Below are 26,194 nucleotides of genomic sequence, written 5' to 3'. Positions count from 1 at the left end.
CCCGGGATGGATCCTGTAGAGCCGAATGAGCTGGATGCCGAACAGTTTGCGCCGCTGGTTGGGGCGTTTCGTGAGCAGTTGATGGCATGCCTGGAAGAATGCGCTCAAGGGCGGCGCGGATTGTTTTCGGATGTGTCGTTTGCCGGAGGCGAGGATTGGCCGGAGGCGACACAGCTACGCGAGCTTGGCGGCGCGTTGCAGGCGATTCTGAATCAATCAGATGAGCGGAATGCGCTGGCGGATGAGTTTCTGGACCTGTGCACAATGCATGGGGAGAGCCATCCGGGTGAGCAACGGCTCGCGCGGGAGTTTCTCAAACGCATTGAGCGTGGCGAGGTGGGGACGCCGACCCAAAAAGAACAGAAGCTCTGGTAAAAGCATGAGCGCCTTGCATGGACTGCAAGGCGCTCATTGTTTGTATGATCCGTCAGAATCGGACGCCTAGAGTGACCGGGATCAGCTCTGTGGTTCCGCCGCCGATGTAGAAGCCCTGATAAGACAGCCCCGGCGAATTGAGGAAGGTATAGCGCGCTTCGGCGAAGAGCCGCATCGTGCCGTCGCCGTAAGTGCCGCCGAGCTTATGGTAGATGCCGATACCGAGGTTTCCGCCCAGCTGATTCGAGCTGATGGAAAAGGCAGTGACTGGAACCTCATAGCCGTAAAAGTCGCAGCACTCGAAATCGGTGAAGTTGGTGGACATGTGGTAGTAGCCCCCTCCTCCCACCGCGTAGACGCCGGTGGACCATTTCTCGGGAACAAGATCGAAGAGAATTGCGCCGGTGATGGAATTGATGTGCGCATTGCCCGTGTCAGACCCTCCCGCCGCAATAAGCGAACCGGGAATTTTATTGTCCATGAACTGATACTCGCCCAGGACTGTGAGGCGGCGGCTCAGATGAAGACCCGCGCCGACGGTGAAGTTGCCGCCCCAGGTGATAACGCCCTGATCGTTGCCGATGGGGGCATTGGCGCCCGCTCCAGCTTCAAAGGCCCAGTGGCTGAAGCGGCCTTTCGAGCCTCCGCCGTGGTTGTCGTACTGCCCGCCGCCTGATGCAGCGGGCTCGGCCGCGGCGTTCAGGTCGTCGGCGAGGAACTGGTAGCTCTGGGACGAGCTTGATTCGCCTGATGCCAGTGGTGCGGCGGATGTGTCGGGGGACTGGGCTCGTACAACGCCCGCGGTGAGCAGAATGGCGGCGCTCACGATTGAAAAACTGCGCTTCAGGCTAAACAAGCGACGAGAAGACATGGTTGGACCTCTAGAAGTGAAATTGGTAAACAAACGGCCGTGAACTATCTCGGGAAGCGGACAGTGCGGGGTACGCACTTCTTCCTTCAATTTGTTAGACACCAGTTTGGGGCAGTGGTTGCTCTCAAAGACAAAGGCCGGAGGAGAATCCCCGGCCTTGTCACTCGAGCATGGTGGAACTCAGCCCTGGATGTCGAACTGCTCCGGGTGCAGAGAGACATCACTCTTGACCAGGATGTTTTTGCCGACGAGGTCTTCATACTCTGTGAGCCAGCCCGCGTTGTTGGCCTTGAGAACCTTAACGGTCTCAGGGTGGACGCGGAGCATGACATCGGCTCCCTCGAAGTGTTTCCGCATCTTGCGGAGCTCGATATAGATCTCGTTGGCGACAGTGGCCGAGCTCTTGACCATGCCGGTGGCCTGGCAGGTGGGGCAGGGCACTGAGAGCGTGCGCTCGAGCGACTGCTTGACGCGCTTGCGGGTGATGGCGACGAGGCCGAAGTCATTGAACTGAAGCACCTTGGTAGGGGCGCGGTCGGTTTTCAGAGCTTCTTCAAGCGCGGCCATGACCCGGAAGCGATTCTTGCGCTCATCCATATCGATGAAGTCGATAATGATGATGCCGCCGAGGTCGCGCAGGCGAATCTGGCGGACGATCTCAGGAATTGCGTCGAGGTTGGTCTTGACGATGGTGTCTTCGAGGCGCGCCGTCTTGCCGACGTACTTGCCGGTGTTGATGTCGATGGCGACCAGGGCTTCTGTCTGGTTGATGACGATCGAGCCGCCGGACTTGAGCCAGACCTTGGAGCGCAGGGCCTTGGAGATTTCGTCTTCGACGCCGAAGTGCTCGAAGAGCGGGACCTCTTTGGTGTAGAGCTTGACGCGGCGCACGAGCGTGGGCGAAAAGCGATTGAGGAAGCGCACGATGCGCTCGTAGGCGGCTTCATTGTCGACCCAGATGGACGAGAAATCGTCCGAGATCTGGTCACGCAGAATGCGCTCGATGAGCGAGAGATCGTGGTAGATGAGCGCCGGGGATTTAGAGCTCTCCGAGCGCTGCTTGATCTCATCCCAGAGATGGATGAGGAAGCGCAGGTCGGAGCGGAGCTCGTCTTCCGATGTGCCTTCAGCCGCGGTGCGGACGATGAATCCACCGGAGGCTTCGCCACGCTCGTGGATCAGGATGCGCTTGAGGCGCTGGCGTTCTTCGTCGCTCTCGATTTTGCGGCTGACGCCGACATGCGAGACGGTGGGCATGAAGACCAGGAAGCGGCCAGGCAGGGCGATATGGCTGGTGATGCGCGCGCCCTTCTTGGCGATAGGCTCCTTGGCAATCTGAACGAGGATCTCCTGGCCCGGCTTCAGCAGGTCCGAGATGATCGGCAGATCGGAGGTCTGCGCGGTGCGGCGCGACATACCTCCGCCGCGGCGATTGTTCTGGCCGCCGGTGGCCTGACCGGTGCGGCCACCACGGTCGTTACGGCGTCCGCGGCCGCCGCGTTCGCGACCGGAGCTGCTGCGATCCCGTGTGGCAGGAGCAGCCGCGGTCTCTTCAGAGGCTTCGTCTTCCTCCTCGTCGAGATCCGCTACTGTGCTGATTTCTTCTTCATCGAGGCTGTGACCGGCGCGGGCTTCCTTGAAGGCCGCGGCGAGCTCGCCGGAGTGTGCGCTAAGCTGCTCAGTCTCCTCGTATTCGTCGAGATCCTGTTCGGTGTGACGGTGGAGATGATGCGACGCTGCCGACTCCTCACCGTCGACCATCTCTTCTTCGATCAGGCCGTTGCCGGGCGCGAAGGCAGAGACGGAGGCGACTGTGGTGGGCCTGGGTGTGGCAACGGCTGCCGGAACCGGCTCAGCTTCGTGCGTCTCGTCTTTTTTCTTTTTTCCACCGAGACCGAAAAGGCGGAACTCGCTGGGAGTGGTTGGGTCCACATGATGCGAGGCGCTGCGGTTCTCTTCGCTCTTCACTTCGTGAGGAGCGATTTCCTGCTCTTCTTCCTCAAACTCAAATTCAAATTTGGGTTCGGCAGAGGCCTGCTCAGAGTGAGATTCAGTGGCTTCCGGTTCTGCGGGCTCATCAACATGTTCGGGTGAGAACTCTTCGTCCTCCACGATGGGCGCGTGCGCTTCGCCGGTGAATTCGTCGAGGATGCGCTCTTCGTGCGTGTGGCCAAAGGCTTCGAGAGCGGCACTATGCAAGGCTTCGACCTGCTCGTCGTCATGCAGGTGCAGATCGTCCTCTAGCGTGGCCTCTTCGAGCTTGTGTTCGACGAAAGCGAGGTCGGCAGCCTGCTCGCTCTCGTGAGAATCGGAGTGGGCATCGGCGAAGACGCCTTGTGGCTCGGCCTCAATCGGAGCTGAGGGCTCGGGCTGGCGGCTGCGATGCCGGGCGAGCGACTCGCCGGGCATAAGGCCGGTGCCGTCCCATTCGATGGGGGACTCAATCAGGCTGGCTGGCTTGGCAGTGGACGCGCTGCGGGCTGGCGCTGCGGGCTTTTCCGCTTTGGACACGGGGGCAGTCTCGCCACCGTACTTCGAAAGCGATTCGCCGGGGAGCACGAAGGAAGCGGCTTCGCGCTCCGGGCGGGATTCGGAACGTGCAGAGCGGGCCGCGTTGCGGGATTTACCGGGCAGCTCGACTGGCGCCGCGGCGGTCTGTTCCCCGGCGGAGGCGTGAATCTGGTGAGAGTGATGCGGAGCATCTTCGGAGGGCTCGCCGAGATTGGCATCGAGGAAGGTCTCAGAGGTGGACTCGGTCTCGACGGGATCGGCGACAGGCAACGCTTGTCCGCGGCCTCCGCGACGGCGACGGCGTCCGCGCCAGCGGCGTGCTCCGCCAGCTTCCTCATCTTCTGAGGAGGCAGCGTCTGCCGCGTTGGAGGGTTCAGCCGGTTCGGCTACGGGAGACTCAATTTCGACTGCGGGAACGGATGCAGCTTCAGGTCTGCGTTGCTGTCCGGAACGGCCTTCACCGGTACGGGCTTCTCCAGACCGTGCCTCTCCAGACCGGACCTCGCGGGGACGAGCCGGAGCTGAGATGGAGGCCTTTTCAACCTCGTCCGAGTCCTCGGGATCTTCCATCTCGAGGAAATCTGTTACGTAAAGGAAGGCGTCGCGTTCAAGACCAAGGTCCACGAATGCCGACTGCATGCCGGGAAGGACGCGAGTGACGCGACCATTGTAAATGGAACCCGCGAGCGTGTATTCGTTCTCGCGTTCGTAGTAAATCTCGGAGAGCTGATCGTCTTCGAGGATAGCCAGCCGCGTCTCATGCGGCGTGGAGGAAATGCAAATCTCTTTTGCCATCGTACCTTTCCGCCCATCTTTTGTGAGATGGGGCCAGCGGCAAGGTCACAGGGCGGCGCGGAGACGGCAGGGGAGGGAAATAAGCGGAAGGGATGACCGGGGAGACACCGGAAGGCCGAAGGCCGCGATCCGGCCCGCGGTTGCGGGCGGCGGGCCATAAGCCAAACCGGAGAGCGCGACGGCAAAAGCCGGCTGCGCGAAATGTCTGTGGAGGTAATCCGTATGCAGAAAGTTTGTGGCCGCCCAGTTGATCGCCGCTCGGAGGACGGACGCCAACGGGGCCGTTTCGCCGCTGAAGATCGCCAGGAAGGACAGCACAAAATGTGCCGGGTGCATGTACACCATCTCCCTGTGACTGCGGCTTACCCGTTTCTGCCTGCTCATGAACCCAATTTCCTGCCGGCTCAAGCGGCTCCCCGTGGAACCTGCCGGCGAATCATTCAATCTTTTTTGGCTCCGCGGTTCGCCAGCGGCGGCGCGGAGATTCAACAATTAAAAAACCTTAGTTTACAAACCGTCGCATGCGGACATTCATTGCCACGCCAAGCGCCATGAAAGTAAACAACACCGAAGATCCGCCGTAACTCATTAACGGTAGAGGAATTCCGGTGACGGGCATAAACCCGATGACCATGCCCACGTTGACCGCGATCTGGAAGGTCAACACAGCCACGACGCCCATAATAATGAGGGAGCCGGACAGGTCTGCGGCTGTTTGAGCGTTTTGAATCAAACGCATCAATACCAGAAAGTATAACAGGAGCACAAAAATTGCGCCTACGAAGCCGTGCTCCTCGCCGAAGGCGGCGAAGATGAAGTCGGCATGGGGGATAGGGATAAATGCTCCCTGGGTCTGCGTGCCTTTTTCCGCCCCAGCTCCCCAGATGCCGCCTGCGCCGACAGCGATTTTGGCCTGAAGGACCTGGTAGCCCGCCCCGCGGGGGTCATTGTCCGGGTTGATGAAGCCGGTGAGCCTTGCCTTTTGATACGGCTTTAGGATTTTTCCGGAATCCCATGCGCCGATGACAAGGACCGCTCCGGTGGTGACGAGGATGAGCGCCTGCTTCCAGTTGATGCCGCCGAGAAAGAGGCCGGCGAAGAGGATAGGCGAGTAGGTCAGAGCCGTTCCCATATCAGGCTGGGCCAGGACGAGCAGCATGGGCACGCCGACCAGGGCGAAGGCCTTGCCGATCTCCTTCCACGTGAGGTCGCGGCCGCCGAGGTTGGCGAAGTAGCGGGCGACAGCGAGGATGAGGACCAGCTTGACCCATTCCGAAGGCTGAAAGTGGATGCCGGCAAAGGAGATCCAGCGGCGCGCGCCGAGGACCTTTTGGCCGACGAGCTTGACGGCTACAAGCGAAAGGAGAAAGACGCCGTAGGCCCAGGGGGACCATTCGAGGAGCTTGTGGTAGTCAATCTTGGAAAAGATGAACATGGCGACGAGGCCGCCGAGAATGTAGTAGACCTGCTTAGTGTGGAAATGGCCGCCGACGTACTTGGTGTGCAGCGTGGCCGAATAGATTTCCATGACGGAGATGCCGCAGAGGATAAGCACCATCAGCAGCAGGCCCCAGTCAAAGTCGCGGAAGGAAAGGAAGCGGCGCATGTTTAGTCCTGGCCTTCCTTACGCCAGCGGATGGGAGTGACGAAAGCCGGAAAGAGCGAAGCGGCGGGCGTTGCGGCAAGATCTTTTGACGCCTGTGCCGGGTTCACGAAGAAATGGCCCGCGCTCACAGATGCAGCGGTTTGCTCCGATGCATGCTGCCCGGCCCCGTGTTTCGGATCAGCCGGCTCAGGATTCGACCAGACGGCTCCGACTTCGACGGGCTTCTGCTCCGTTCCGGCCTGTTGGAGCAGGTTGTGGTCCTGGCTGCGCTTCTTGTTGACGTAGGTAATGATGATCTTCTGCGCGATGAGGGCTGAGTTTGCGCCCCAGTCGCCGTGCTCCTGCAGAACGACAACGGCGATCTCCGGATTGCGCCGGGGAACCATGCCGACGAACCAGGAGTTCGGAGTGCGCGCGCCGCCCTTGGTATGCGTGTCTCCGCCGCCGACTACCTGCGCAGTGCCGGTCTTTCCCGCGAAGTCGACTCCATTGATGTGCGCGGCAGCGGCTGTGCCGGAGGTCGTGGCAGCAGCCATGCCGTCCGTGATCGTCATCCAGGTATCGTTGTCGAGCGAGACGCTCTTCTCGGCCGAGCCGGGGAAGGTATCGTAAACCGCTGTGCGAAACTGGGCGGGAAGCTCGCCGGGATCGACGAGGTGCGGGCGAACCAGATGCCCGTTGGACGCGATGCCGGAGAGCGCGCGGACGAGCTGGATGGGCGTGACCTGCGTTTCGCCCTGGCCGATGCCGACCGAGATGGTGTTGCCGGCGTAGTACTTCTGGTGGTAGTTGTGCCACTCCCATTGCGTGGAGGGCATGATGCCGGCCATTTCGTTGGGCAGATCGATGCCCGTCTTCTGCGAAAGGCCGAGGGAGGTGGCGTATCTCGCAATTGTGTCGATGCCGAGCTTTTGCGCGAGCGCGTAGAAGAACGTATCGCAAGAGAGCGGGATGGCCTGCTGTATCGCGAGTACGCCGTGATGCTTGTCACACTTGAAGAAGCGCCCGTAGAAGCTTCCGCCGCCCTGGCAGTTGACTCTCATGTCCTGCGCCACGCCCTCCTGCAGGCCTGCGGCGGACATGATGATCTTGAAGGTGGAACCGGGGGCGAGCTGATCCTGAATGGCCTTGTTCATCAGCGGGTGACGCGGGTCAGTGATGAGCTTGTTCCAGTCGTCGCGCTTGATCTTGACGGCAAAGGCGTTGGGATCATAGCTGGGGTGCGAGACGAGGGCGAGCACTTCGCCGTTGCGCGGGTCCATGACGACGACCGCGCCGTTAGCCTCGCCAAGAGCCAGCTCCGCGGTGCGCTGGATGTCGAGATCGATGGTGAGCTTGAGATCCTGGCCCGGCGTGGAGTGCTGGGTGCGCAGATAGCCCATTTCGCGGCCATGCGAATCGACGATGACATCACGAGAGCCGTCTTCACCGCGGAGAATCTGATCGTAAGTGGCTTCAACGCCGGCCTTGCCGACGACCTGGCCGGGCTCGTAGGCGGCAAAACGCGGATTGTTGTTCAGGTCCTCTTCGCTGACCTCGCCCACGTAGCCGATGAGGTGTGCGGCGAAGCCATCGCGGGGATAGAGCCGCCGCTCCATATCAATGGTTTCGAGCTCGGGCAGCTCATTGCGGTGCGCCTCGATGAAGGCCTGCTCATCGGGGCTGATGTCTTGCTTGATAGGGATGGGCTGGTAGCCGGGCGCGGCGCGGAAGTGCTTGAGCGTAGCCTGAAGCTGGTCGAGATCGAGGTGCAACCCCTGGGCGATGAGCGGCAGGTCGGCATCGAGATTCTTGTTCTGCTCGCGAACCAGGAAGCAGGAGACAGAGGGATAGTTATCGACGAGCAGGCGGCCATCGCGGTCCAGCAGCTTGCCGCGCGGAGCCATGATGGGCTCCTTGCGGATGCGATTTTCCTCGGCCAGCTCCTTGAAGTTCGAGGCGCCGAGGACCTGCAGCCGCCACAGGCCGGCGCCGAGAGCCAGCATAATCAGCAGGATGCCGTACTGCACCGACGCCGATTTAAGGGTGGAGAGCTTTTCGCCGCGATTGAAGTTCTCAGAAAACATAGATGAGGCGCGATTCGCTTATTTCTCCGAGCCGCTTATTCCTAGGATACTTCCGATTGATTTTCGAAAGCATCAATAACAAATATTTCCTGCGTATGGTTTCCCTCTTCCTAATCCCTGATCTGGAAGCGATCAAGCAGGGGGAAGAGAAGAAGCGCTATGGCGGAGTTACCCAGGGCCTGGAAGAGGAGGGTGAACCAGCTCCAGTCCAACTCAATGCCGAGCAGGCCGCGGTAGATGCCGAGATAGATTGCGCTGCACAAGAGCGTCAGCACGAAGTTGAGCAGCACGCGGATAAATACATTTTGCACATCAATGCGGACACCCATCGAGGCCGCGAGGAAGCCAGCCACAGTTTTGGCAATGCCGTTGATGCCAATAGCATGGTGCGTCAGCGCATCCTCAAAGATGCCGACGAAAACGCCGAGAAACATGCCCTGGATAGGGCTGCGGCGGCCAAGCGCGAAGTAAACCGTGATGACGAGCGGGATGTCGAAGTACGGGAAACGCGAGAGATAGCGCGAAAGCAGTGCCTGCAGCACCAGCGCGGCCACCGGAACCAGCAGATAGAGCGGCGCAGGATAGCGGTGAATTTCAAGATCGCGCCGTGAGTTGGCCGTGAGTACCGACATCAATGCTCCTTTCTCTGTGGCGATTGCTAGTTGGGGTTAGATGGCTGCTTGGGGGTATCTGGTTTGGAGCCGGTATCGTCAAGCCTGTCGGTCTTTGGTTGCGTGGGGGCCTGCTGTGCCGGAGTAGTTGTGGGCCTCTGCGCTGGCTTCGTGGTTGTGCCGGGCTTTGTTCCAGGTTGAGCTGGCTTTGGCGCAGGATTTGTGCCGGTCTGGATTGTGGGCTGGGTTCCGGGCTGCGCGGTCTTCGGTGCGGTGGGTCTGGGCGCGGAATTGGCTCCATCGCCGGTCTGACTCCCGGTTTGGCCGGCGGTGCTCCCTGTATAGCCCGGCGTAAAACGGTCGGCATGCTGCGGCGCGAGCAGTTTTGGCGCAGGAGGCGCGGCGGGAGCGGTTCCGCTTGCGCCGCCTGTGCCGGTTTGCGCGCCATCCTGTGCGGGCTTGGGCGCGTTGGGATCGGTAAGTCCGGGTAGCTTTTCTTCCAGAATCTCTGAGGCCTTTTTCTGCTCGTTCAGCGCGGCAGCGTCCGCTTTCTTTTCAGACTCGCTCTGGGCCAGGTCCTTCAATTGCTTGTCGTTGAAGCGCGGCTCGGAGTCGGTGATCACCAGAACCTCGTCCAGGCCGTTCAGATTTGCTGCCGGCTTGACGACGACTTGAATAAAGCCGTCGCGGTCAGGATCTTTTTCAACTCTGTCGACGACACCGACGGGCAAACCGCGGGGAAAAATCTGGTCGCCGCCGCCGCTAAGAACCTTTTCGCCTGGCTTAATGCGCGAGTCCGCGAGGATGTTCACAATAGCGGGCTGGCCCTCGGCGTTGCCGCGGAGAATGCCACGGACGCGCGTCTGTTCCAGGATGACGCCTGCGCCGCTGGACTGGTCGTTGATGGCCAGCACCTGCGCCGAGTGCGGATAAACCTCGCGAACCTTTCCCACGATGCCTTCCGGCGTAATAACAGCCATGTCGCGGGCAATGCCTTCGTCCTTGCCTTTGTCGAGGTAAAAGACGCGGGAGAGATCAGAGCCGCTGCCGCCGATGACTTGTGCGGTGAGCGTTTTATAGAGGTACTTTTCCTCAAATTTATTGAGGCCTTGCAAGCGCTGTCCCTGGCGAACGTCCTCGAGCATCTCGGCCTGCTCCAGACGTAGCTGGTCAACTTGGGCGCGAAGATCCTCATTCTGCTGGCGGACATTGCGGAGGTCGAAATAGTTCTGCCAGATCCATCCGGCACCGGATTTCGAGTTCTGTACGGCGCGCTCCGGCGGGGAGACGATGGCGTTGGCCCAGAGACGAATGAGCTGCACGCTCTTACTGTCGGTTGGATCGTAAGTATTGCTGCCTTCCGCAGTCCGGCGGACCTGCATGGCAAGCCCAAGAATCTGCGCCACCAGCAACACCAGCAGCACGATGAGATTCCGGTAGCGGAAGAAGAAGGATTCCATGAAGGCCAGTGGTCAGAGATCAGAGTTCAGAGATCAAGGTCGAGTGCTGCGGGAAAAATATTCTGATCTCTGAACCCTGATCTCTGTTCTCTCTAATCAATTTTGATCTTGCGCAGCAGCCGGAAGTCGCTCAGCATCTTGCCGGTACCGAGGACGACCGAGGCCAGCGGATCGTCAGCAACCGAGACCGGCAGGCCGGTTTCCTCGCGGATGCGCTTGTCGAGGTTCTTGATGAGCGCGCCGCCGCCGGTCAGGACGATGCCGCGGTCGGAGATGTCAGCCGATAGCTCAGGCGGAGTGCGCTCAAGCGCGACGCGGATGGCGTTCATGATGACGGCAATACACTCGCCGAGGGCCTCGCGGATCTCCGAGTCGTCAATGGTGATCGTCTTGGGCACACCTTCAATGAGGTTGCGGCCCTTGATCTCCATCGTGAGCGGTTTGTCGAGCGGGAAAGCTGACCCGATCTCCATCTTGATGTGCTCGGCAGTGCGCTCGCCGATGAGCAGGTTGTATTTGCGCTTGAGGTAATTAGTGATCGCCTCATCCATCTGGTTACCGGCCATGCGGACGGAGCGCGAGTAAACGATGCCGGAGAGCGAGATGACGGCGATGTCCGTCGTTCCGCCGCCGATGTCGACGACCATGTTTCCCGAAGGCTCGGTAATGGGCAGACCCGCGCCGATGGCGGCTACCATGGCCTGCTCGACGAGATAGACTTCGCTCGCCTTTGCGCGGTAGGCGGAGTCCTCGACGGCGCGCTTTTCAACCTGCGTGATCTCAGATGGCACACCGATGACGATGCGCGGATGCACCAGCATCTTGCGGTTATGCGCCTTCTGAATGAAGTAGTTGAGCATCTTCTCTGTCACTTTGAAGTCGGCGATGACACCGTCCTTCATAGGCTTGATGGCCACAATGTTGCCGGGCGTGCGGCCCAGCATGTCCTTGGCCTCTTTGCCTACGGCTTCCACCTCGCCGGTATTTTTATTGATGGCGACGATGGAAGGCTCATTAACGACGATGCCTTTGCCAGCGGCGAAGACGAGAGTGTTGGCGGTGCCAAGATCGATGGCCAGGTCGCTTGAAAACATGCTGAATAGCGACCGAAAGCCGTGCGAGCGCGGGGGACGCGAGGGATAGCCGTTCAAAGACATTGGAAACTCAGGATTACCTCTACGGTTATTGTACGGTGACTGGGAACAAAGCAGTGTAAACAGGATGGAGCGAAGGCTGCGGGGCGGCTTTAGCGCCCTCTGCGTCATGCCTGGAGTCGCCGCGCATTCAGAATATCGCAGTTTTTCAGGAGGAAAAGCGTGGAATACGCGCAGAAATGTGTTCAAGGCGTATCAAGTCAGGAACGATCCCGCATTTTTGTTCTTCTTTGAGTCTGCTGCAGAATTTTTCTTAACTTGGTTTTGCAAGTCGGCAGATTTTAGAGACGTCGCCGTATTTGTTAGAGAAAAGCAGCGGGCGGAAAGCTTTGGCAAGCCTGCCGCCCACGCTGCTTTGGGTTGAGTGCAGAGTTATCGTGGGTCCACGAAGGAGAAGCGTGGCTCGCTGATGATGTGTATGGGACGGCCGATACCGCACATAACGCATTTAATTGCGGCTGCCGCTTTGACCGTGTAGGTGACTGAGGCGGCGGTTCCGGCGGCCCAGTTGGCATCCCCGCTGTATACGGCCTTGAGCGTATGCGAGCCAACGACCGATGTGACGGCGTTGACCGAAGCAGAGCCGGTGGTGAGGTTGGCCGGGCTGCCGGCGAGGGCCGCGCCATCCAGCGTCAGGGTAACAGTGCCGGTAGGTGTCGGCGAGCCCGACAGCGTCACCTTGAAAGAAATTGCGGTACCCGCCGTGACGATTGCGCCCGAGGCAGGCGAGTTGATGGTGAGTGTGGCCGAGGGTAGGGCGCCGGCGCCATAGAGCTGAACGGTATTGGAGCTGGTGACCGTGTTGTCGGCAAAGACCAGGCTGGCGGTGCGGATGGCGGCGGCAGCGGGTGTGAAGATCAAACCAATCTTGCAGCTCTGGCCGGAGTTAAGCGTGGAGCCCGCAGTGAGCATGCAGCTTGTGGTGACCGGATCGATCTTGAAATCGCTGGCGTTGGCGCCGGTGATGACTGCATTGGTCAGGGTGAGCGTGTTATTGCCGGTGTTGGACACGGTGACAGTATGTGCTGTGCTAGCCGTGCCCTTGATTTGCGAGGCGAAGTAGATGAAGCCGTTTGGTCCTAGCTTGCGGATGACCTGGCCGGTTGCCGCCGAACTGATGATGTAAACCTGCCCCTGTGAGTCAACAGCTACGCCGGTAGGAGCATTGAGGGTGCCTAGCGTTGCCGAGTCATTATCGCCGGTATAGCCCGCTGCTCCGTTGCCGGCGATGGTGTTGATCTGGCCGGTGATGTAGTCAATGCGGCGGATGCGGTTGTTGCTGGTGTCTGAGAAGTAGAGATTGCCAGCGAGATCCCAGGCCATCTGGCCGATCTTTGCGCCTATCTCGGCATTCCCAGCCTGGCCTCCATCGCCGGCGAAGCCGCAGGTATGCCCACCGGCTACCTTGTTGAAAGCTACCTTTGAGTTTTCAGCATCGTAGAGGCTGGACTGCATGATCTGGCATTCGCTGCCGTCGGCCCACACGCTATAGAGGTTGTCGCCGCTGTCGACGGTAATGGGAGAAGACGGATTGGTTTGAAAGGGGAACGGATTGTAGAGATAAATCAGATTTGGGTAAAGAGGCTGGACTGTTGACATGGCTACGCCCTGGTCTGCATCCGCAAAGAATAGATTGTTGTTCCGGTCCATGGCCATGACACCCGGAGATGCAATAGCATGGCTGCTCAGCGTGCAGGGCGTAGCGGCAGTGCAGGCTCCGGTGGTGGTGCCGGCGAGCTGTACTATCGGGCCGTAGTCAAAAATCTCATACATGTTGTTTGAGCCACTCAGATCGAAGTAGACCTCGCCCATGGTGTCGACGGCGATTCCCCACGGAGACGTGTAGCCGGTGGCCAGAACCGTCCAGTTTCCGCTCGAATCCATGGAGCGAATGGCGTTGCCTCCGGTGTCGGCTGCATAGAGCGTGTCGTTACCGTCCACGGTGAGGTTCCGTGCGCTGGTGAGCAGGCCTTTGGAGGCGGGATACGTGCCGGCGACGGTAGTCATAATCGCAGGCGTAAAGCTGAGTACGGGAGCGTAACCGTAGCCACCAATACCAAGCGCGAAGGGCTGAACAGAAGCGGAGTGCTCGATGGTGATTTTGCCCGTGCGAGTGCCTGCGCCCTGGGGAGAGAAACGCGCCTGCAGTGTGCAGCTCTGGCCTGCGGAATAAGCGTTACCTTCATGGCAGGTGCCACCGGATTCCAGGATAAAGTCCTTGCTCTTTGATTCGATTTTTGTGATTTGCGTGGCGGCGGAGAAGTTCACCGTGAGGGTTTCAACACCGGCATCTTCGCCCACTTTTGCAGAGGCAAAGGCGTGGAAGTTGGATGGCGTGTTTTCAAAGGAAGGCTCTCCCTGAACGGGCGTGACATGCATTGCGCGCGCCTGCGGGGAGGCAGCCAGGGAGATGATGGTGGGTTCAGCAGATACATGGGAAATGGTTGCGGCGGTTTGCGCAGCAGCCAGAATGGAGAACGTCAAAGATGCGCTGAGCAGAGTACAGATGCGCACGGAGGTTTGGTGGTGCTTTTGAGTGAACATGCGATTCTCCTTGATCAAGGGTGGAGAGGGACTCCAGCCTTTCAGTGATTTGGCCAGGGCAACCGTTTCGGAACAAATGTTGGATGGTTGGTATTTCCGAGAGGAATTTGCGGGAGAGTTTGCTGTCAGGGGGCCGTGCCGCAAACAAGGGCGAGGCTAGTTGGGCAGAGTTGAACTGTCGATGGAAATCTGCGTGGATTTCGCGTAGGTGCGGCCATTCGTTACTGAAAACGGCATCGAAGGTAATTCACCGCATGGTAACGCCGCGTCCCGGTCTGCCATGCGATAAGCTGGAGCGTTGGCCCATCCGAGGATGTGGCATGACTATTTCTGTGCGGATGCGCAGGGCAAGTGAGAGAAATTATGTCGACAAAGGTGTATCACAACCTCATTGGAGGCGAGTGGCTGCCAAGCCGCTCCGGCAAGACGTTTCAGAACATCAACCCGGCGGACAACTCGGATGTGGTGGGCGAGTTTCCGGCCTCGAACGCCGCCGATGTAGACCTGGCAGTGGCGGCGGCGAAGAAGGCGTTTGCAAGCTGGCGGCTGGTTCCTGCGCCAAAGCGCGCGGAAATTCTGTACCGCACAGGCGAGCTGCTAAAGGAGCGCAAGGAAGAGTATGCGCGGCAGATGACTCGCGAGATGGGCAAGGTTCTGTCCGAGACCCGCGGCGACGTGCAGGAGGCGATTGACGAGGCCTTTTACGTGGCGGGCGAGGGACGACGGCTCTTTGGCAAAACCACGCCAAGCGAGCTGCAGAATAAGTTCGCCATGAGCGTGCGGATGCCGCTGGGCGTGGTGGGACTGATTACGCCGTGGAATTTTCCCATGGCGATTCCGAGCTGGAAACTGTTTCCGGCGCTGGTGGCGGGCAATACCTGCGTGATCAAGCCTGCGGAGGATACGCCGCTTTCGACTTACAACCTTGTGCAGACGTTGATCGATGCCGGGCTGCCGCCGGGTGTGGTGAATATCGTTGCGGGCTTTGGGCCGGATGCTGGTGCGCCGATTGTGGAGCACCCTGGAGTGCGCGCAATCAGCTTTACCGGTTCGAGCGAAATTGGCTCGCTGGTGGCGCAGCGCGCGGCGGCGAACTTCAAGCCGGTGTCATTGGAGATGGGCGGCAAGAACGCGCAGATTGTGATGGAGGACGCGAATCTCGATCTTGCGCTTGACGGCGCGCTGTGGGGAGCCTTTGGAACCACTGGCCAGCGCTGCACAGCGACGAGCCGGATCCTGGTGCAGAAGGGAATTGCGGATAAATTCATTGGCCAATTGGTTGAGCGGGCGCAAAAGCTCAAGGTTGGTAATGGGCTTGAAGCAGGAATCGACGTTGGCCCGCAGGTGAACGCGCAGCAGATTGAGACTTCGACGAAGTATGCGGAGATCGCGTTGAAAGAAGGCGCGAAGCTGTTGACGGGCGGCGAGGCTCTCACTGCTGGCGCGCTTGCGAATGGAACATTCTTTGCGCCGACGGTCTTTGCAGGCGTCTCCGCGAAGATGCGGATTGCGCGCGAAGAGGTCTTTGGTCCGGTGGTAAGCGTGATCGAGTTCGATACGTTTGAACAGGCCATTGAGGTTGCCAACTCCATCGATTACGGCTTATCGACGGCGCTCTACACGCGCGATGTGAACAGGGCCTTTACAGCGATGCGCGATCTGGAAGCCGGTATCACGTACATCAACGCACCGACGATCGGCGCTGAGGTACATCTACCCTTCGGTGGAGTGAAACAGACGGGCAACGGTCACCGCGAAGGTTCAGAAGCGCTGGATTTCTATACGACATGGAAGGCAGTCTACGTCGACTACTCGGACAAGTTGCAGCGCGCGCAGATTGATAATGCGGAATAATGCTGCGACAGATTGAACACTTGAAAGACTGACAGGAGATTCATGGAATCCGCTTACGTTCCCAATCCATCTCGTTATGACAAAGCCATCTTCCGCCGCTGCGGGCGCTCCGGGCTGGTGCTGCCGCCCATCTCGCTTGGGCTGTGGCAGAACTTTGGCGGCGCGGATGTTTTTGACACTGCCCGCGCGATGATTCGCCGCGCCTTTGACCGTGGCGTTACGCATTTTGATTTGGCGAATAACTACGGGCCGCCCTATGGATCCGCCGAAGAGAACTTCGGCTCAGTCTTGCAGAAAGATTTTCGCAATCTGCGGAATGAGCTGATTATTTCGACGAAGGCTGGTTGGGATATGTGGCCCGGGCCTTACGGCATCGGAGCTTCGCGCAAATATCTGCTGGCCTCGCTCGATGACAGCCTGAAACGCATGGGCCTTGAATACGTCGATATCTTCTACGCGCACCGACCATGGGCAAACGCGCCGCTTGAAGAGACGATGGGCGCGCTGGCAACGGCAGTGCAGCAGGGTAAGGCGTTGTATGTGGGCATCTCTTCTTACAGTCCGGATCGAACGCGCGAGGCTGCTGCGATTTTGAAGTCGCTCGGAGTTGCGCTGCTCATTCATCAGCCGTCGTACTCCATGTTGAACCGCTGGATTGAAGATGACCTGCTGACTGCGCTTGATGAAGTTGGCGCAGGCTGCATCGCGTTTTCACCGCTGGCGCAAGGCCTGCTGACGAACAAGTATCTCGACGGCGTGCCGGAGCACTCGCGTGGCGGAGTGGACGGTTCTTCGCTGTTGAAGCAATTCCTGAGCGACGAGAATATTCAGCGTGCGCGCGCATTGAATGAGATTGCGAAGAAACGCGGGCAATCCTTGGCGCAGCTTGCAATTGCGTGGGTGCTGCGCGACAAGCGCGTGACCTCAGCGCTGATTGGCGCGCGCAATGTGGAGCAGCTGGATAACTCACTCGACGCACTCAACAATCTCAACTTCACAGCGGCAGAGCTTGCGGAGATCGACAAATATGCTGTCGATTCCGGCATTGACCTGTGGGGCAGTGCGCGACTCACGATGGCATAGCATTTTCCTGAGCACAAAATAAAACTGCCGGAGCATTTGCGCTCCGGCAGTTTTTGTTTACAGCCCGTTATTCGTGCGGATAATCGTCGTCATCATCATCCGCAGCGGCCTTGGGAACCTTGGAGGATGCGGACTCATCCTTCTTTGGCGCGGCGGCCCCTATAGGCGGCAGCTCCGGATGATCGTAAGAGTAGAGCTCGTTGAACATCCACTTATATGTGGCGTGCGACTGGCCGCGGAACTGCGGTTTGAAGCCGTACAGCACAATGCGCCCGCGCCCGTAAGCAAGCTCAATGGCAGCGGCCTTGCCTTCAATTGCCTCAGGATGCAATAGCAGGCCGCTTTCGAGCGGATTAGTCTGCTTTGGGTACGTGGCCAGCACCGCGCCGTGCGCGCCGGGAAGCGCGGCAAAGACTGGGCCGCCCTGGAACATGACGACGGGCGAAGTAGACAGGCCGAAATTTACAGGCAGATCGGAATGTTCGGTCTCCACTCGCAGCAGAGCGCCGGAGCAGAAGAACTTATCGCTCTTTACGCCGTTCAGAATGTTCTGCACCGGCAACGAGAGCAGCGGGATGATCGCAGAGGCTGTGCGGTTGAGTGCAATGAGCGTGCCGCCCTGCCGCGCAAACTCGCGCAGATTATTCAGGCCATCCTGCCCAATGCCTCCCGCGTACTGTCCGGGCACAATGCCTACGCCGAAGCCATCCATAAGCTGGCGCGAAGACATGTCCGGCAGAATGATGGCATCGTAACGGCTGCGAAGATTCGCCGACTTCATATCCGCGTTGTAGAGGCTCTTCGGCTCAAAGCCATAGTTCTCCAAAATCCATCGAGTCCATCCCTCGTCAATCGATGCCGCCCAGGGACGATAGAGTCCTATCCGCGCTTTTTTGATAGGCAACGTGTTAGATGGTGCGGAGACAGCGATTGCGCCGACCGCATACTTTTGCGCGAGCCCGTCAAGCTTCTCGCGTCCAAGGCCGCTGATGAGGAACGCACCGCGCTCCGTGCCTGCAGCGGTCTTTACCGGCTCCTGCGCAAGCGAAACAGTTGCGCCGGACTTGAGCGCCTCATTCACCAGCAGGAACGAAGCATTAACGCGATGGCTGACAGCGAAGACTGTGCCCGAGCCTTCCGCAGATGCGGCAGGAGCCTGCGCCTTATCGATCTTTTGCATCTGCGCGCGCTGCTCAGAGCCAAGCGGGTCAGTGACGGTATCCACATCCACACCCATCTGCAACGGCAGCGTCCAGCCGGTCACGTCATAGGGCAAATCGACAGACTTCGAGGTGCCAAGCTCAATCGCGTCGGGATACTTCTGCCGCTCGAAGAGTTCCTTGGCCATCGCGGAGTAAGCCTGATCCATGGGAATGACCCATGAGCCTTTCGGATAGCTGACGCCATTGGCGGTGAAGCCATCCTTCGACGCGTATACATCGAGGCCGTTGTCGATCATCAATTGTGCAAGCTTCGCGGCTTCCGGCGTGTCAGTCTGCTTGCTTGGAATGACATACGCAAAGGGCGGCTCTTTCTGGAAGTGCTGAATGTTGTCGCGCGCGGACTGGTAGCGGTTGTAGAGCAGCGTCTCGCGGTTCTTTGCGGCAAGGTCAAGTACGGACATCGATCCGCCGACCATGTAATCGACAGCATCCTTCAGATGCCACCAGCCACCTTCCCACGGCGTTGAGTACATCGTCAGCGCGCGTAGATCCTGATAGGGCTTCGGGAAATCCGCAACAGTGTAGAAGTGCGGTGTGGCGTACTCGTAGAGCGCGGTTTCCGTAAAAAACGAAATCTCACCGCGGAAGACGTGCGCCCAGTCCATGAAGCCCGCATACCAGTTATCGAAGCGCGATTCGGAAATTGCGCCGGGCATCTTGTGCGCGTTGAGATACGCCGTCATATTGGTGCCGACGACGTTGAGCCAGCTGCGGACATAGGGGCTGATGTTCGACGAAATCGGATCTGAAAAGGGCGGAATCCAGATACGCGCAGGGAAAGGAGCCGTCTGGTGCTGGCAGTAGAAGATAACGGGGTTGTAATCAAGCTGCACGCGGGTGACGACCTGTTCTTCCTTCATGTTGAGCATGTAGCCGTCGCGGTTGTTATCGTGGCCTACGTACTCCTGCCAGAGCGCGGGCAGCGGGCTCACTTCGTACTTGGTGCCGACATTCTGGCGATACCAATGGACAACCATGTCTTGTCCATCAGGATTGAGCGTGGGCCAGAGGACAAGGACGACGTTGTCGAGGATGGCGTCAATCTCCGGATCGTTCTTGGCGGAGAGCAGCTTGTAGGCCAGCATCATGGTGTGCTGCGGGCCGGCCACTTCGCTTGCATGGAGGCCACCGTCAATGTGAACGACCACCTTGGAGCTGCGAGCCAGCTCGCGGGCAGAGTCGTCATTGAGGTCCGTGTCCTTGGCCAGCCGCGCCGCTGCCTGCTTGGTCTGGTCAAGCTGTGCGATGTTTGCCGCGGATGAAATGACAGCGATTTCAATGTCGCGGCCCTGGGTGGTCTTGCCCACGGTAAACATCTTCATGCGCGCGGGGTCTGCTGCGGCCAATGCATGAAAATAGCGCACCGTATCTTCGTAATCGGCCAGGTAAAAGTCATCGCCGGGTGTGTGGCCCAGCACGGAGACCGGTGTGGGAACTTCTGCAGCGTGAATCTGCGGGGCAACGCAGGCGGCAAGCACAATTGCCAGTCCAAAACAAAGAGAAAAACGGGGTTGCATCGGCTCTCCTCGAAACAAACTTGACTTGTCGCGGCAGCGCGGACGGCGGGAAGCCGTCGGCATAGCACACACGGGCGTGCGGAGCAGTCTGTCGCGCGTGACACCAAGACTAATGCAGAAGGGCGGAATCTGCCATGAAAATGGCATGTGGATTTCGGCCCTGTCTGCGACTACCGCCTCTGGCCTTCCATCACATCGCGCAGCGCAAAGCTGGTTTCAATGCGCGTCACGCCGGGCAGTCGCGAAAGCTCGTTCTGGTGCAGGCGGCCGTAGTCGTCCATGTCGGCCACGCGGGCAATGAGCATGTAATCGTATTGCCCCGCCATGAGGTGGCAGCTTGTAATGCCCTGGATGCGGCGGACAGCGGCTTCAAACGCGCCAAGAACGGAGGCGGACTGGCGCTCCAACGTGATGCGGACAAAGACGGTCATCTGGCGGCCCAGCATGCGGTCATTCACCACGGCGCGGTACCCGCGAATGGCGCCCATCTCTTCAAGGGCCTGAATGCGCCGTGAGGACGCCGATGCGGAGAGGCCAACAGCTTCACCGACCTCGTAGTTGGTGGCGCGGCCGTTGGTTTCGAGCGTGCGCAGAATCGCGGAATCGAGCTCGTCAAAACCGGCGACGGTTGCCGCAATGCGTGATTCGGCAGATCGATCGCTCGTTTTGTGCGATTTTGCCCGATTTGATACACGTTTCGTGCTCATAAAGTTGTTTTATCACGAAGATTGCACACATTGGCAGCAATGCGCGCTCTACCATTCATCTATTCGCTTCCAGGAGGGTTAGCAAGACCCTGAGCTGGACCGCCGCGCCGAAGCAGCCCTCCCCGTTTCAAAATAAAATCGGCGCGGCGCAATCTGAACCTCCTTTTGATTTACCAGCATCCCATCCGCAGTACAGGAGCACAGCGATGATTATCGGAGTTCCCCGCGAAATCAAAGATCAAGAGTCCCGCGTTGGCGTGACTCCCGCCGGAGTGAAGGCGCTTTCCGAAGCCGGACACAAGGTGCTGGTCGAAACCAATGCCGGCGCGCAGTCGGGCTTTCCGGATGCGGAATACCAGGATGCCGGCGCGGAGATTGTGGGCGATGCCGGCCACGTGTGGGGCAAGAGCGAGATCGTCGTCAAGGTCAAGGAGCCTATTGAAAGCGAGTACGTTTATTTTCGCGAAGGGCTTACGCTGTTCACCTATCTGCATCTTGCGCCGCTGCCGGTACTGACGCAGAAGCTGTTGGACGCGAAGGTGATTGGCATTGCGTATGAGACGGTGCGCGACCGCAACAACACGCTGCCGCTCCTAACGCCGATGAGCGAAGTGGCGGGCCGCATGAGCGTGCAGGTGGGTGCCTCGTATCTTGAGAAGGAAAAAGGCGGGCGTGGCATTCTCTTGGGCGGCGTTCCAGGTGTGCCTCCGGCACATGTCACGGTGATTGGCGGCGGTGTTGTGGGCACGAACGCAGCGCGCATCGCCCTGGGATTTGGCGCAAAGGTTACGCTTGTGGACCTCAATCTCAACCGTCTGCGCGAGATTGACGACATCTTCAACGGCCGCGTCTACACGCTTGCTTCGAACAGCTACAATCTGGCGCAGGCCACGCACGAGGCCGATCTGGTGATTGGCGGCGTCCTGATTCCCGGAGCCACCGCGCCGAAGATTGTAACCAGGGAAATGGTCAGCCGCATGAAAAAGGGCGCAGTGATTGTGGATGTGGCTATCGATCAGGGCGGTTGCGTGGAAACAGCACGGCCCACTTCGCACTCAAACCCCAGCTATACGGTGGACGGCGTGGTGCATTACTGCGTGACGAACATGCCCGGCGCAGTGCCGCATACCTCCACGCTCGGGCTCACGAATGCCACCTTCCCCTACCTGCAGCGGCTTGCAAACCTGGGCCCGAAGGAAGCGCTCAAGCAGGATGCCGGTTTGGCCGAGGGATTGAATACATACCTTGGCAAGCTGACTTACCGCGGCGTGGCGGAGAGCCTGCAGAAGGAATGGACGCCGTACGCGACTGCCGTTGCGTAAGCAGAGAACAGGAAAATAGTGAGCAACTGGAATCACAGTTGGAGCCTCGTTCCGAGTCGGAGCGGGGCTTTTGTTTTCTCCTCCCTGATCTCTATTCCCTCGTAGCTCTATAATCTGCCCATGCTGTTTGAGCGCAATCCGCGCCTGCGCCTCGTCTCGTTTCTTGGCGGCGGGGTGGCGCTTGTCTTCCTCCTGCTGGGCGCGCTGCAGTGGTGGAATACCTCGCGCATCAGCTTCCTGAATCCGGAGACCGCGGGCGAAACGCTGGCGTTTACAGCATTTACGGTCGTCCTCTTTCTGCTGCTCATCGCATTGCTGATGCTGCTGTTGAGGAACCTCCTCAAGCTTTATGCAGGCCAGGGATCAAGCGCGCTTGGTGCGCGTCTACGCAATCGCATGGTGCTGGGCGCAGTACTCATTGCGCTCACGCCCGCGGTTCTGATGTACCTGTACAGCTTTCAGTTCATGAATCGCACAATCGAGCGGTGGTTTTCGCCGAATACCACGCAATTGCGCGATGACTCCACGCGCGTAGTGGAGGAGCTGGCGCATTATGTGACCTCAAATGCGCGCGTCGAGGCCGAATCGATTGCCGCTTCTGGCGCTCCCGATCGCCCGCTGAATGAACTCGAAAGCGTCCTCGGCTCACATCGCATCACGCTGGCAGGGGGCTTTGCACTGGTGTATGAGCCGCAGACAGGGCAGGCGATGCATCTGATCTCCAGCTTCGGGGCGCCGGCGGAGAACATCCAGGCCAGCCTGCTTCCATGGCTGGATGAGACGAATGGCGGGCGTGCCATTCCGCTCGGCAAGCCGCTCTCCTCCAGCCTGCTGGCCGCGGCGCGGCGCAGTGACGAGTCGATAGTGGAGATTGCAGGTCAGCAGTTTGCGCTGGGCACCGCAGCCACGGCCTCCGGCAAGCTGGTATTGGTGGCGCTGCCCACGCCGCAGGGGCTGAGCGAGACGGCGATTCGCATCCGCTCCGGCGCAACGGAGTACTGGAAGCTCTACCGGCTCCGGCACAACATTCGCGGCAACTTCTTTCTGCTGCTGCTGCTGATTACGGTCTTCATTTTTTTCTCAAGCGTGTGGCTTGCGGTCTTTCTCTCGCGGCAAATTACGCGACCTGTGGAAGCGCTTGCAGATGCGATGAGCCGGATTGCAGAGGGCAGGTATGAACAGCGAGTCTCGATTGCGGCGGCGGGCGAAATGGGCGACCTTGTGCGCTCGTTCAATCGCATGGCCTCTGATCTGGAGACCAGCCGGCGCGTGGCGGAGACCTCTTCAGCGCAGTTGACGGCGGCCAACCAGGCAATCGAGGAGAGGCGGCACGAGCTGGAGACGATTGTGGAAACCATCCCCAGCGGCGTGGTTACGCTGGATGGAGCTGGACGTGTGCTCCAAGCCAATCGCGCCTTTGCTGCGCTGATCTCGCACCGCGAAGGCGCGCCTCTGCGTGGACAAAAGATGGATTCGCTGCTGCCTGCCGAGTACGCCGAGGAGGTTGCGGCTGTCATTCGCCGCGGACGGCGCATGGGCGCAGCTTCCACTGAGATCGAGATGCGCATGCATGGGCGCGCCATACATCTGGCGCTCACTAGCGCGCGGCTCGATTTTGGTTCCAGCCTCAGCACCGGCACGCGTGCGGACTCAGACCACACGGCGGAGGAACCGGGAACCGTGCTGGTGATGGAAGACACTACGGAGCTGTTGCGCGCGCAGCGCCAGCTTGCATGGAAGGAAGTGGCGCAGCGCGTCGCGCATGAGATCAAGAACCCGCTTACGCCGATTCAGCTCTCAGCCGAGCGTATCGCGCGCCATCTCGATCGTGGCCGCACCGAAGGCACGAACGGAGTCCAGCCTGATTCGGCAAATATCATTCGCAAGTGCAGTGAGGTAATTCTTACCTGCGTGGGTACATTGCGCACACTGGTCGATCAGTTCTCCGCGCTGGCACAGTTCCCCGCGCCGCAACCGCGCGTCTGCGAGATGAATCGCATTGTGGACGAAGCGCTGGCGCTTTTTGCGGGCCGGCTGGATAGCATTGAGCTGCGGCTCGATCTTGCACCCGATCTGCCGCCGGTCTTTGCAGACCCCGAGGCAATTCGCCGCGCGCTGGCCAACCTGATCGACAATGCGGCGGAAGCCATGCAAGGCAGCCTGCTCAAGGTGCTGAGCGTTTCCACCACAGTCAGCGAAGACGGCGCCGCTGTGGAAGCAAGCGTAGGGGACACAGGACCTGGCCTGACGGATGAGATTCGGGAGCGGCTCTTTCTGCCGTTTTATTCCACTAAGCAGCGCGGCACAGGCCTTGGTCTTTCGATTGCAGCCAAGATCGCGCAGGAGCACGGCGGCTCCATTCGTGCGGAGAGCAATACGCCAAAGGGTGCGCGGTTCCTGCTGCGGATTCCGCTGATTGAAAATCCGGCGCTGCTGGCGGCGTATTCCGCGCCAGCTATGGCAGATTCTGAACCTGTGAAGGAAGCCCGCTCATGAATCATATCCTCGTCGTGGACGATGAGGCCGAGATCCGCTCGTCGCTTGAAGAGATTTTGCGTGAAGAGGGCTACGGTGTAGCCACCGCGGCCACCGCGGCTGAGGCCAGGTTGCTGGTGGAAGACGCGCCCTACGATGCTGTGCTACTGGACATCTGGCTGCCGGACCGCGACGGGTTGGATGTTCTGGCGGAGATACGCAATCTTCCAAAGGAGACGCGGCCCGAGGTGGTGATCATCAGCGGCCACGGCACCATTGAGGCGGCGGTGAAGGCGACGAAGCTCGGAGCATACGATTTTCTCGAGAAGCCGCTCTCGATTGACCGCACGTTGATTGTGCTGAAAAACGCGATTGAGGCGCGGCGGCTGCGCACCGAGAACCTTGAATTCAAGAAGCAATTCAGCGCTGGTGCGGTGCTTACCGGCGACAGCGTGCCGCTCAAGGCGCTGCGGCAGCAGATTCGACTGATGGCCCCTACGAACGGGCGCGTGCTCATCTACGGCGAATCCGGTACGGGCAAGGAGCTGATTGCACGCTCCATTCATGCGGAAAGCCAACGCCGCGACCGCGTTTTTGTGGAATTGAACTGCGCTGCAATTCCTGAGGCGCACATCGAGGCGGAGCTTTTCGGTACGCGGCACGGCCAGCCTGGTGGTAGGCCCGAGCAGCGCGGCACTCTGGAACGCGCCGATGGAGGCACGCTGTTTCTGGATGAAGTGGGCGACATGAGCCTCAAGACGCAGGCCAAGATGCTCTCCGCGCTCGACGATCATAGCTTCACGCCCGTCGGCGGCATGCAGCCCATCCGTGTCGATGTGCGTCTGATTGCCTCCACCAACAAGAATCTCGAAGAGGAGATTGCCAAGGGCAACTTTCGCGAAGATCTCTTTTACCGGCTGAATGTTGTGCCGTTCTTTGTACCGCCGCTGCGTGAACGCCGGCAAGACATTCCTTTGCTGGTACGCGAGTTTCTGAGCGAGTTTGGACGGCAGTACGGCCGGCCACGCATGGAGATTACCGAAGAGGCACTTGAGGCGCTGGGCCAGTATCACTGGCCAGGGAATGTGCGCGAGCTGAAGAACGTAGTAGAGAGGGTGCTGATCCTGAACCCCCGTGTGCTTCGGATCGAGCGACGCCATTTGCCGCCGCTGACGCACAAAGCCGGCGCGCGCGGAACGGAGGATTTTTCCACGCTGCAGCAGGCGCGCGACGCCTACGAGCGAGACTACATCCTCAAGAAGATTGAGGAGGCGCGGAACAACATCAGCCGCGCCGCGGAGCTGCTGGGCCTTGAGCGCAGCCATCTCTACCGCAAGATGAAGGCGCTGGGAATCACTGTGCGCGAATAGCCGCGGCTTGTCCAAAAGCGGACATCCTTTGCCGGAAGCGGACAGTTTCTGCCTTGAGGAGAACGATCGGCAACTTCCGCAAGCTCATTTGCGAGCAAGTATTTACGGAATCGGCGGCTTCTTCACGGCATGGCAGGCCGATTGCTCTCTGTCGGCGTATTGCAGTAGTTTCAGGAGGCGGTTATGGCGTATTTTGAGCGGATGCGCGATGTGGTTTCCGGAGCATTCAGTCCGCAGATCATTGAGCAGCGCATGACATCTGGGTGGCAGATGGTCTCAATCGAGTGGCGGCGTGAGCTGCCGGACTCGGAAGCGCAAACGGGTGGCGGTTTCAGTGAGGAGATTCCTTACGGCCTGCGGATCTCGGACGACTGCAAGCGGCTGGAAGAAGACCCCACAGAAAACCGGGTTCTTCTGATGATGATGGATCTGCTCGCGCAGGACTTTTCCTACTCGAACATTGTCAGCACTCTGAATGAGAGCGGCTTTCGCACCCGCGAGGGACGTCCATGGTCGCGCGTTGCGGTCTTCAACATGATGCCGCGGCTGATCGAAGTAGGCCCGCGCATCTTCAACAGCGAAGAGTGGGAGCAGCGACGGCTCAAGTTCGCGCGACGCGAAGCGCCCGGCGACTAGCGGCTGGTGCTCGA

At 59.6% G+C, this 26,194-nt stretch carries 19 protein-coding genes; 8 read left to right on the top strand and 11 right to left on the bottom strand.

What is annotated here, in order from left to right:
• Nucleotides 1–6 precede the first annotated feature (6 nt).
• Nucleotides 7–375 (top strand): hypothetical protein, encoded by a 369-nt coding sequence (locus VO84_RS04310; protein WP_058186061.1) that lies wholly within the window; start codon nt 7–9, stop codon nt 373–375.
• Between the two features lie 52 nt (nt 376–427).
• Here the strand turns inward: VO84_RS04310 and VO84_RS04305 are convergent, their stop codons facing one another.
• The 8 genes from VO84_RS04305 to VO84_RS04270 form a co-directional block, all read right to left on the bottom strand.
• Complete coding sequence (locus VO84_RS04305) at nt 428–1,246, bottom strand: outer membrane beta-barrel protein (RefSeq protein WP_058186060.1); 819 nt, start codon at nt 1,244–1,246, stop codon at nt 428–430.
• 180 nt (nt 1,247–1,426) lie between these two features.
• Complete coding sequence (locus VO84_RS04300; protein ID WP_058186059.1) at nt 1,427–4,552, bottom strand: Rne/Rng family ribonuclease; 3,126 nt, start codon at nt 4,550–4,552, stop codon at nt 1,427–1,429.
• Nucleotides 4,553–4,597: 45 nt separating this feature from the next.
• Nucleotides 4,598–4,936, bottom strand: a complete 339-nt coding sequence (locus VO84_RS04295; RefSeq protein ID WP_157439720.1) for a hypothetical protein — start codon at nt 4,934–4,936, stop codon at nt 4,598–4,600.
• A 118-nt stretch (nt 4,937–5,054) separates the two neighbouring features.
• Nucleotides 5,055–6,158, bottom strand: coding sequence for a rod shape-determining protein RodA (rodA, locus tag VO84_RS04290; RefSeq protein ID WP_058186057.1), 1,104 nt, complete (start codon nt 6,156–6,158; stop codon nt 5,055–5,057).
• Between the two features lie 2 nt (nt 6,159–6,160).
• Complete coding sequence (mrdA, locus tag VO84_RS04285; protein WP_082661703.1) at nt 6,161–8,224, bottom strand: penicillin-binding protein 2; 2,064 nt, start codon at nt 8,222–8,224, stop codon at nt 6,161–6,163.
• A gap of 110 nt (nt 8,225–8,334) precedes the next feature.
• Complete coding sequence (mreD, locus tag VO84_RS04280) at nt 8,335–8,856, bottom strand: rod shape-determining protein MreD (RefSeq protein WP_058186056.1); 522 nt, start codon at nt 8,854–8,856, stop codon at nt 8,335–8,337.
• A gap of 26 nt (nt 8,857–8,882) precedes the next feature.
• The gene (gene mreC, locus VO84_RS04275; protein ID WP_058186055.1) at nt 8,883–10,295 is read right to left on the bottom strand and encodes a rod shape-determining protein MreC; all 1,413 of its coding nucleotides are present in this window, start codon (nt 10,293–10,295) and stop codon (nt 8,883–8,885) included.
• Nucleotides 10,296–10,387: 92 nt separating this feature from the next.
• Complete coding sequence (locus tag VO84_RS04270; protein ID WP_058186054.1) at nt 10,388–11,452, bottom strand: rod shape-determining protein; 1,065 nt, start codon at nt 11,450–11,452, stop codon at nt 10,388–10,390.
• Nucleotides 11,453–11,558: 106 nt separating this feature from the next.
• On the opposite strand from VO84_RS04270, the gene VO84_RS22390 reads away from it, so the two are divergent.
• Nucleotides 11,559–11,813, top strand: coding sequence for a hypothetical protein (locus VO84_RS22390; RefSeq protein WP_197413888.1), 255 nt, complete (start codon nt 11,559–11,561; stop codon nt 11,811–11,813).
• Between the two features lie 8 nt (nt 11,814–11,821).
• Here the strand turns inward: VO84_RS22390 and VO84_RS04260 are convergent, their stop codons facing one another.
• Nucleotides 11,822–13,993 carry a choice-of-anchor D domain-containing protein gene (locus VO84_RS04260; protein WP_058186052.1) on the bottom strand — a complete coding sequence of 724 codons (2,172 nt, stop codon included), beginning with the start codon at nt 13,991–13,993 and terminating at the stop codon, nt 11,822–11,824.
• Nucleotides 13,994–14,356: 363 nt separating this feature from the next.
• On the opposite strand from VO84_RS04260, the gene VO84_RS04255 reads away from it, so the two are divergent.
• Entirely contained in the window at nt 14,357–15,847 is a 1,491-nt protein-coding gene (locus VO84_RS04255; protein WP_058186051.1) for an aldehyde dehydrogenase family protein, read from the top strand.
• A gap of 42 nt (nt 15,848–15,889) precedes the next feature.
• Nucleotides 15,890–16,930 (top strand): L-glyceraldehyde 3-phosphate reductase, encoded by a 1,041-nt coding sequence (mgrA, locus tag VO84_RS04250; RefSeq protein WP_058186050.1) that lies wholly within the window; start codon nt 15,890–15,892, stop codon nt 16,928–16,930.
• A gap of 67 nt (nt 16,931–16,997) precedes the next feature.
• On the opposite strand, the gene VO84_RS04245 is transcribed toward mgrA, so the two are convergent.
• Nucleotides 16,998–19,670, bottom strand: coding sequence for a M14 family metallopeptidase (locus VO84_RS04245; protein WP_058186049.1), 2,673 nt, complete (start codon nt 19,668–19,670; stop codon nt 16,998–17,000).
• Nucleotides 19,671–19,840: 170 nt separating this feature from the next.
• Complete coding sequence (locus tag VO84_RS04240; protein ID WP_082661701.1) at nt 19,841–20,377, bottom strand: Lrp/AsnC family transcriptional regulator; 537 nt, start codon at nt 20,375–20,377, stop codon at nt 19,841–19,843.
• A 206-nt stretch (nt 20,378–20,583) separates the two neighbouring features.
• On the opposite strand from VO84_RS04240, the gene ald reads away from it, so the two are divergent.
• The 4 genes from ald (at nt 20,584) to VO84_RS04220 (ending at nt 26,180) form a co-directional block, all read left to right on the top strand.
• Complete coding sequence (gene ald / locus VO84_RS04235; RefSeq protein ID WP_058186048.1) at nt 20,584–21,699, top strand: alanine dehydrogenase; 1,116 nt, start codon at nt 20,584–20,586, stop codon at nt 21,697–21,699.
• Between the two features lie 120 nt (nt 21,700–21,819).
• Entirely contained in the window at nt 21,820–24,195 is a 2,376-nt protein-coding gene (locus VO84_RS04230; protein WP_058186047.1) for a sensor histidine kinase, read from the top strand.
• Nucleotides 24,192–25,544, top strand: coding sequence for a sigma-54-dependent transcriptional regulator (locus tag VO84_RS04225; protein WP_058186046.1), 1,353 nt, complete (start codon nt 24,192–24,194; stop codon nt 25,542–25,544). Before VO84_RS04230 ends, VO84_RS04225 begins: the two co-directional genes overlap by 4 nt.
• 183 nt (nt 25,545–25,727) lie before the next feature.
• Entirely contained in the window at nt 25,728–26,180 is a 453-nt protein-coding gene (locus tag VO84_RS04220; RefSeq protein ID WP_058186045.1) for a recombinase family protein, read from the top strand.
• The last annotated feature ends 14 nt before the right edge of the window (nt 26,181–26,194 follow it).

Source organism: Occallatibacter gabretensis (assembly GCF_001449115.1).
GTDB classification, from domain to species: Bacteria; Acidobacteriota; Terriglobia; order Terriglobales; family Acidobacteriaceae; genus Telmatobacter; species Telmatobacter gabretensis.
Note: the sequence above shows the minus strand (reverse complement) of the source record. Positions and strands in the feature narration are given on the sequence as shown.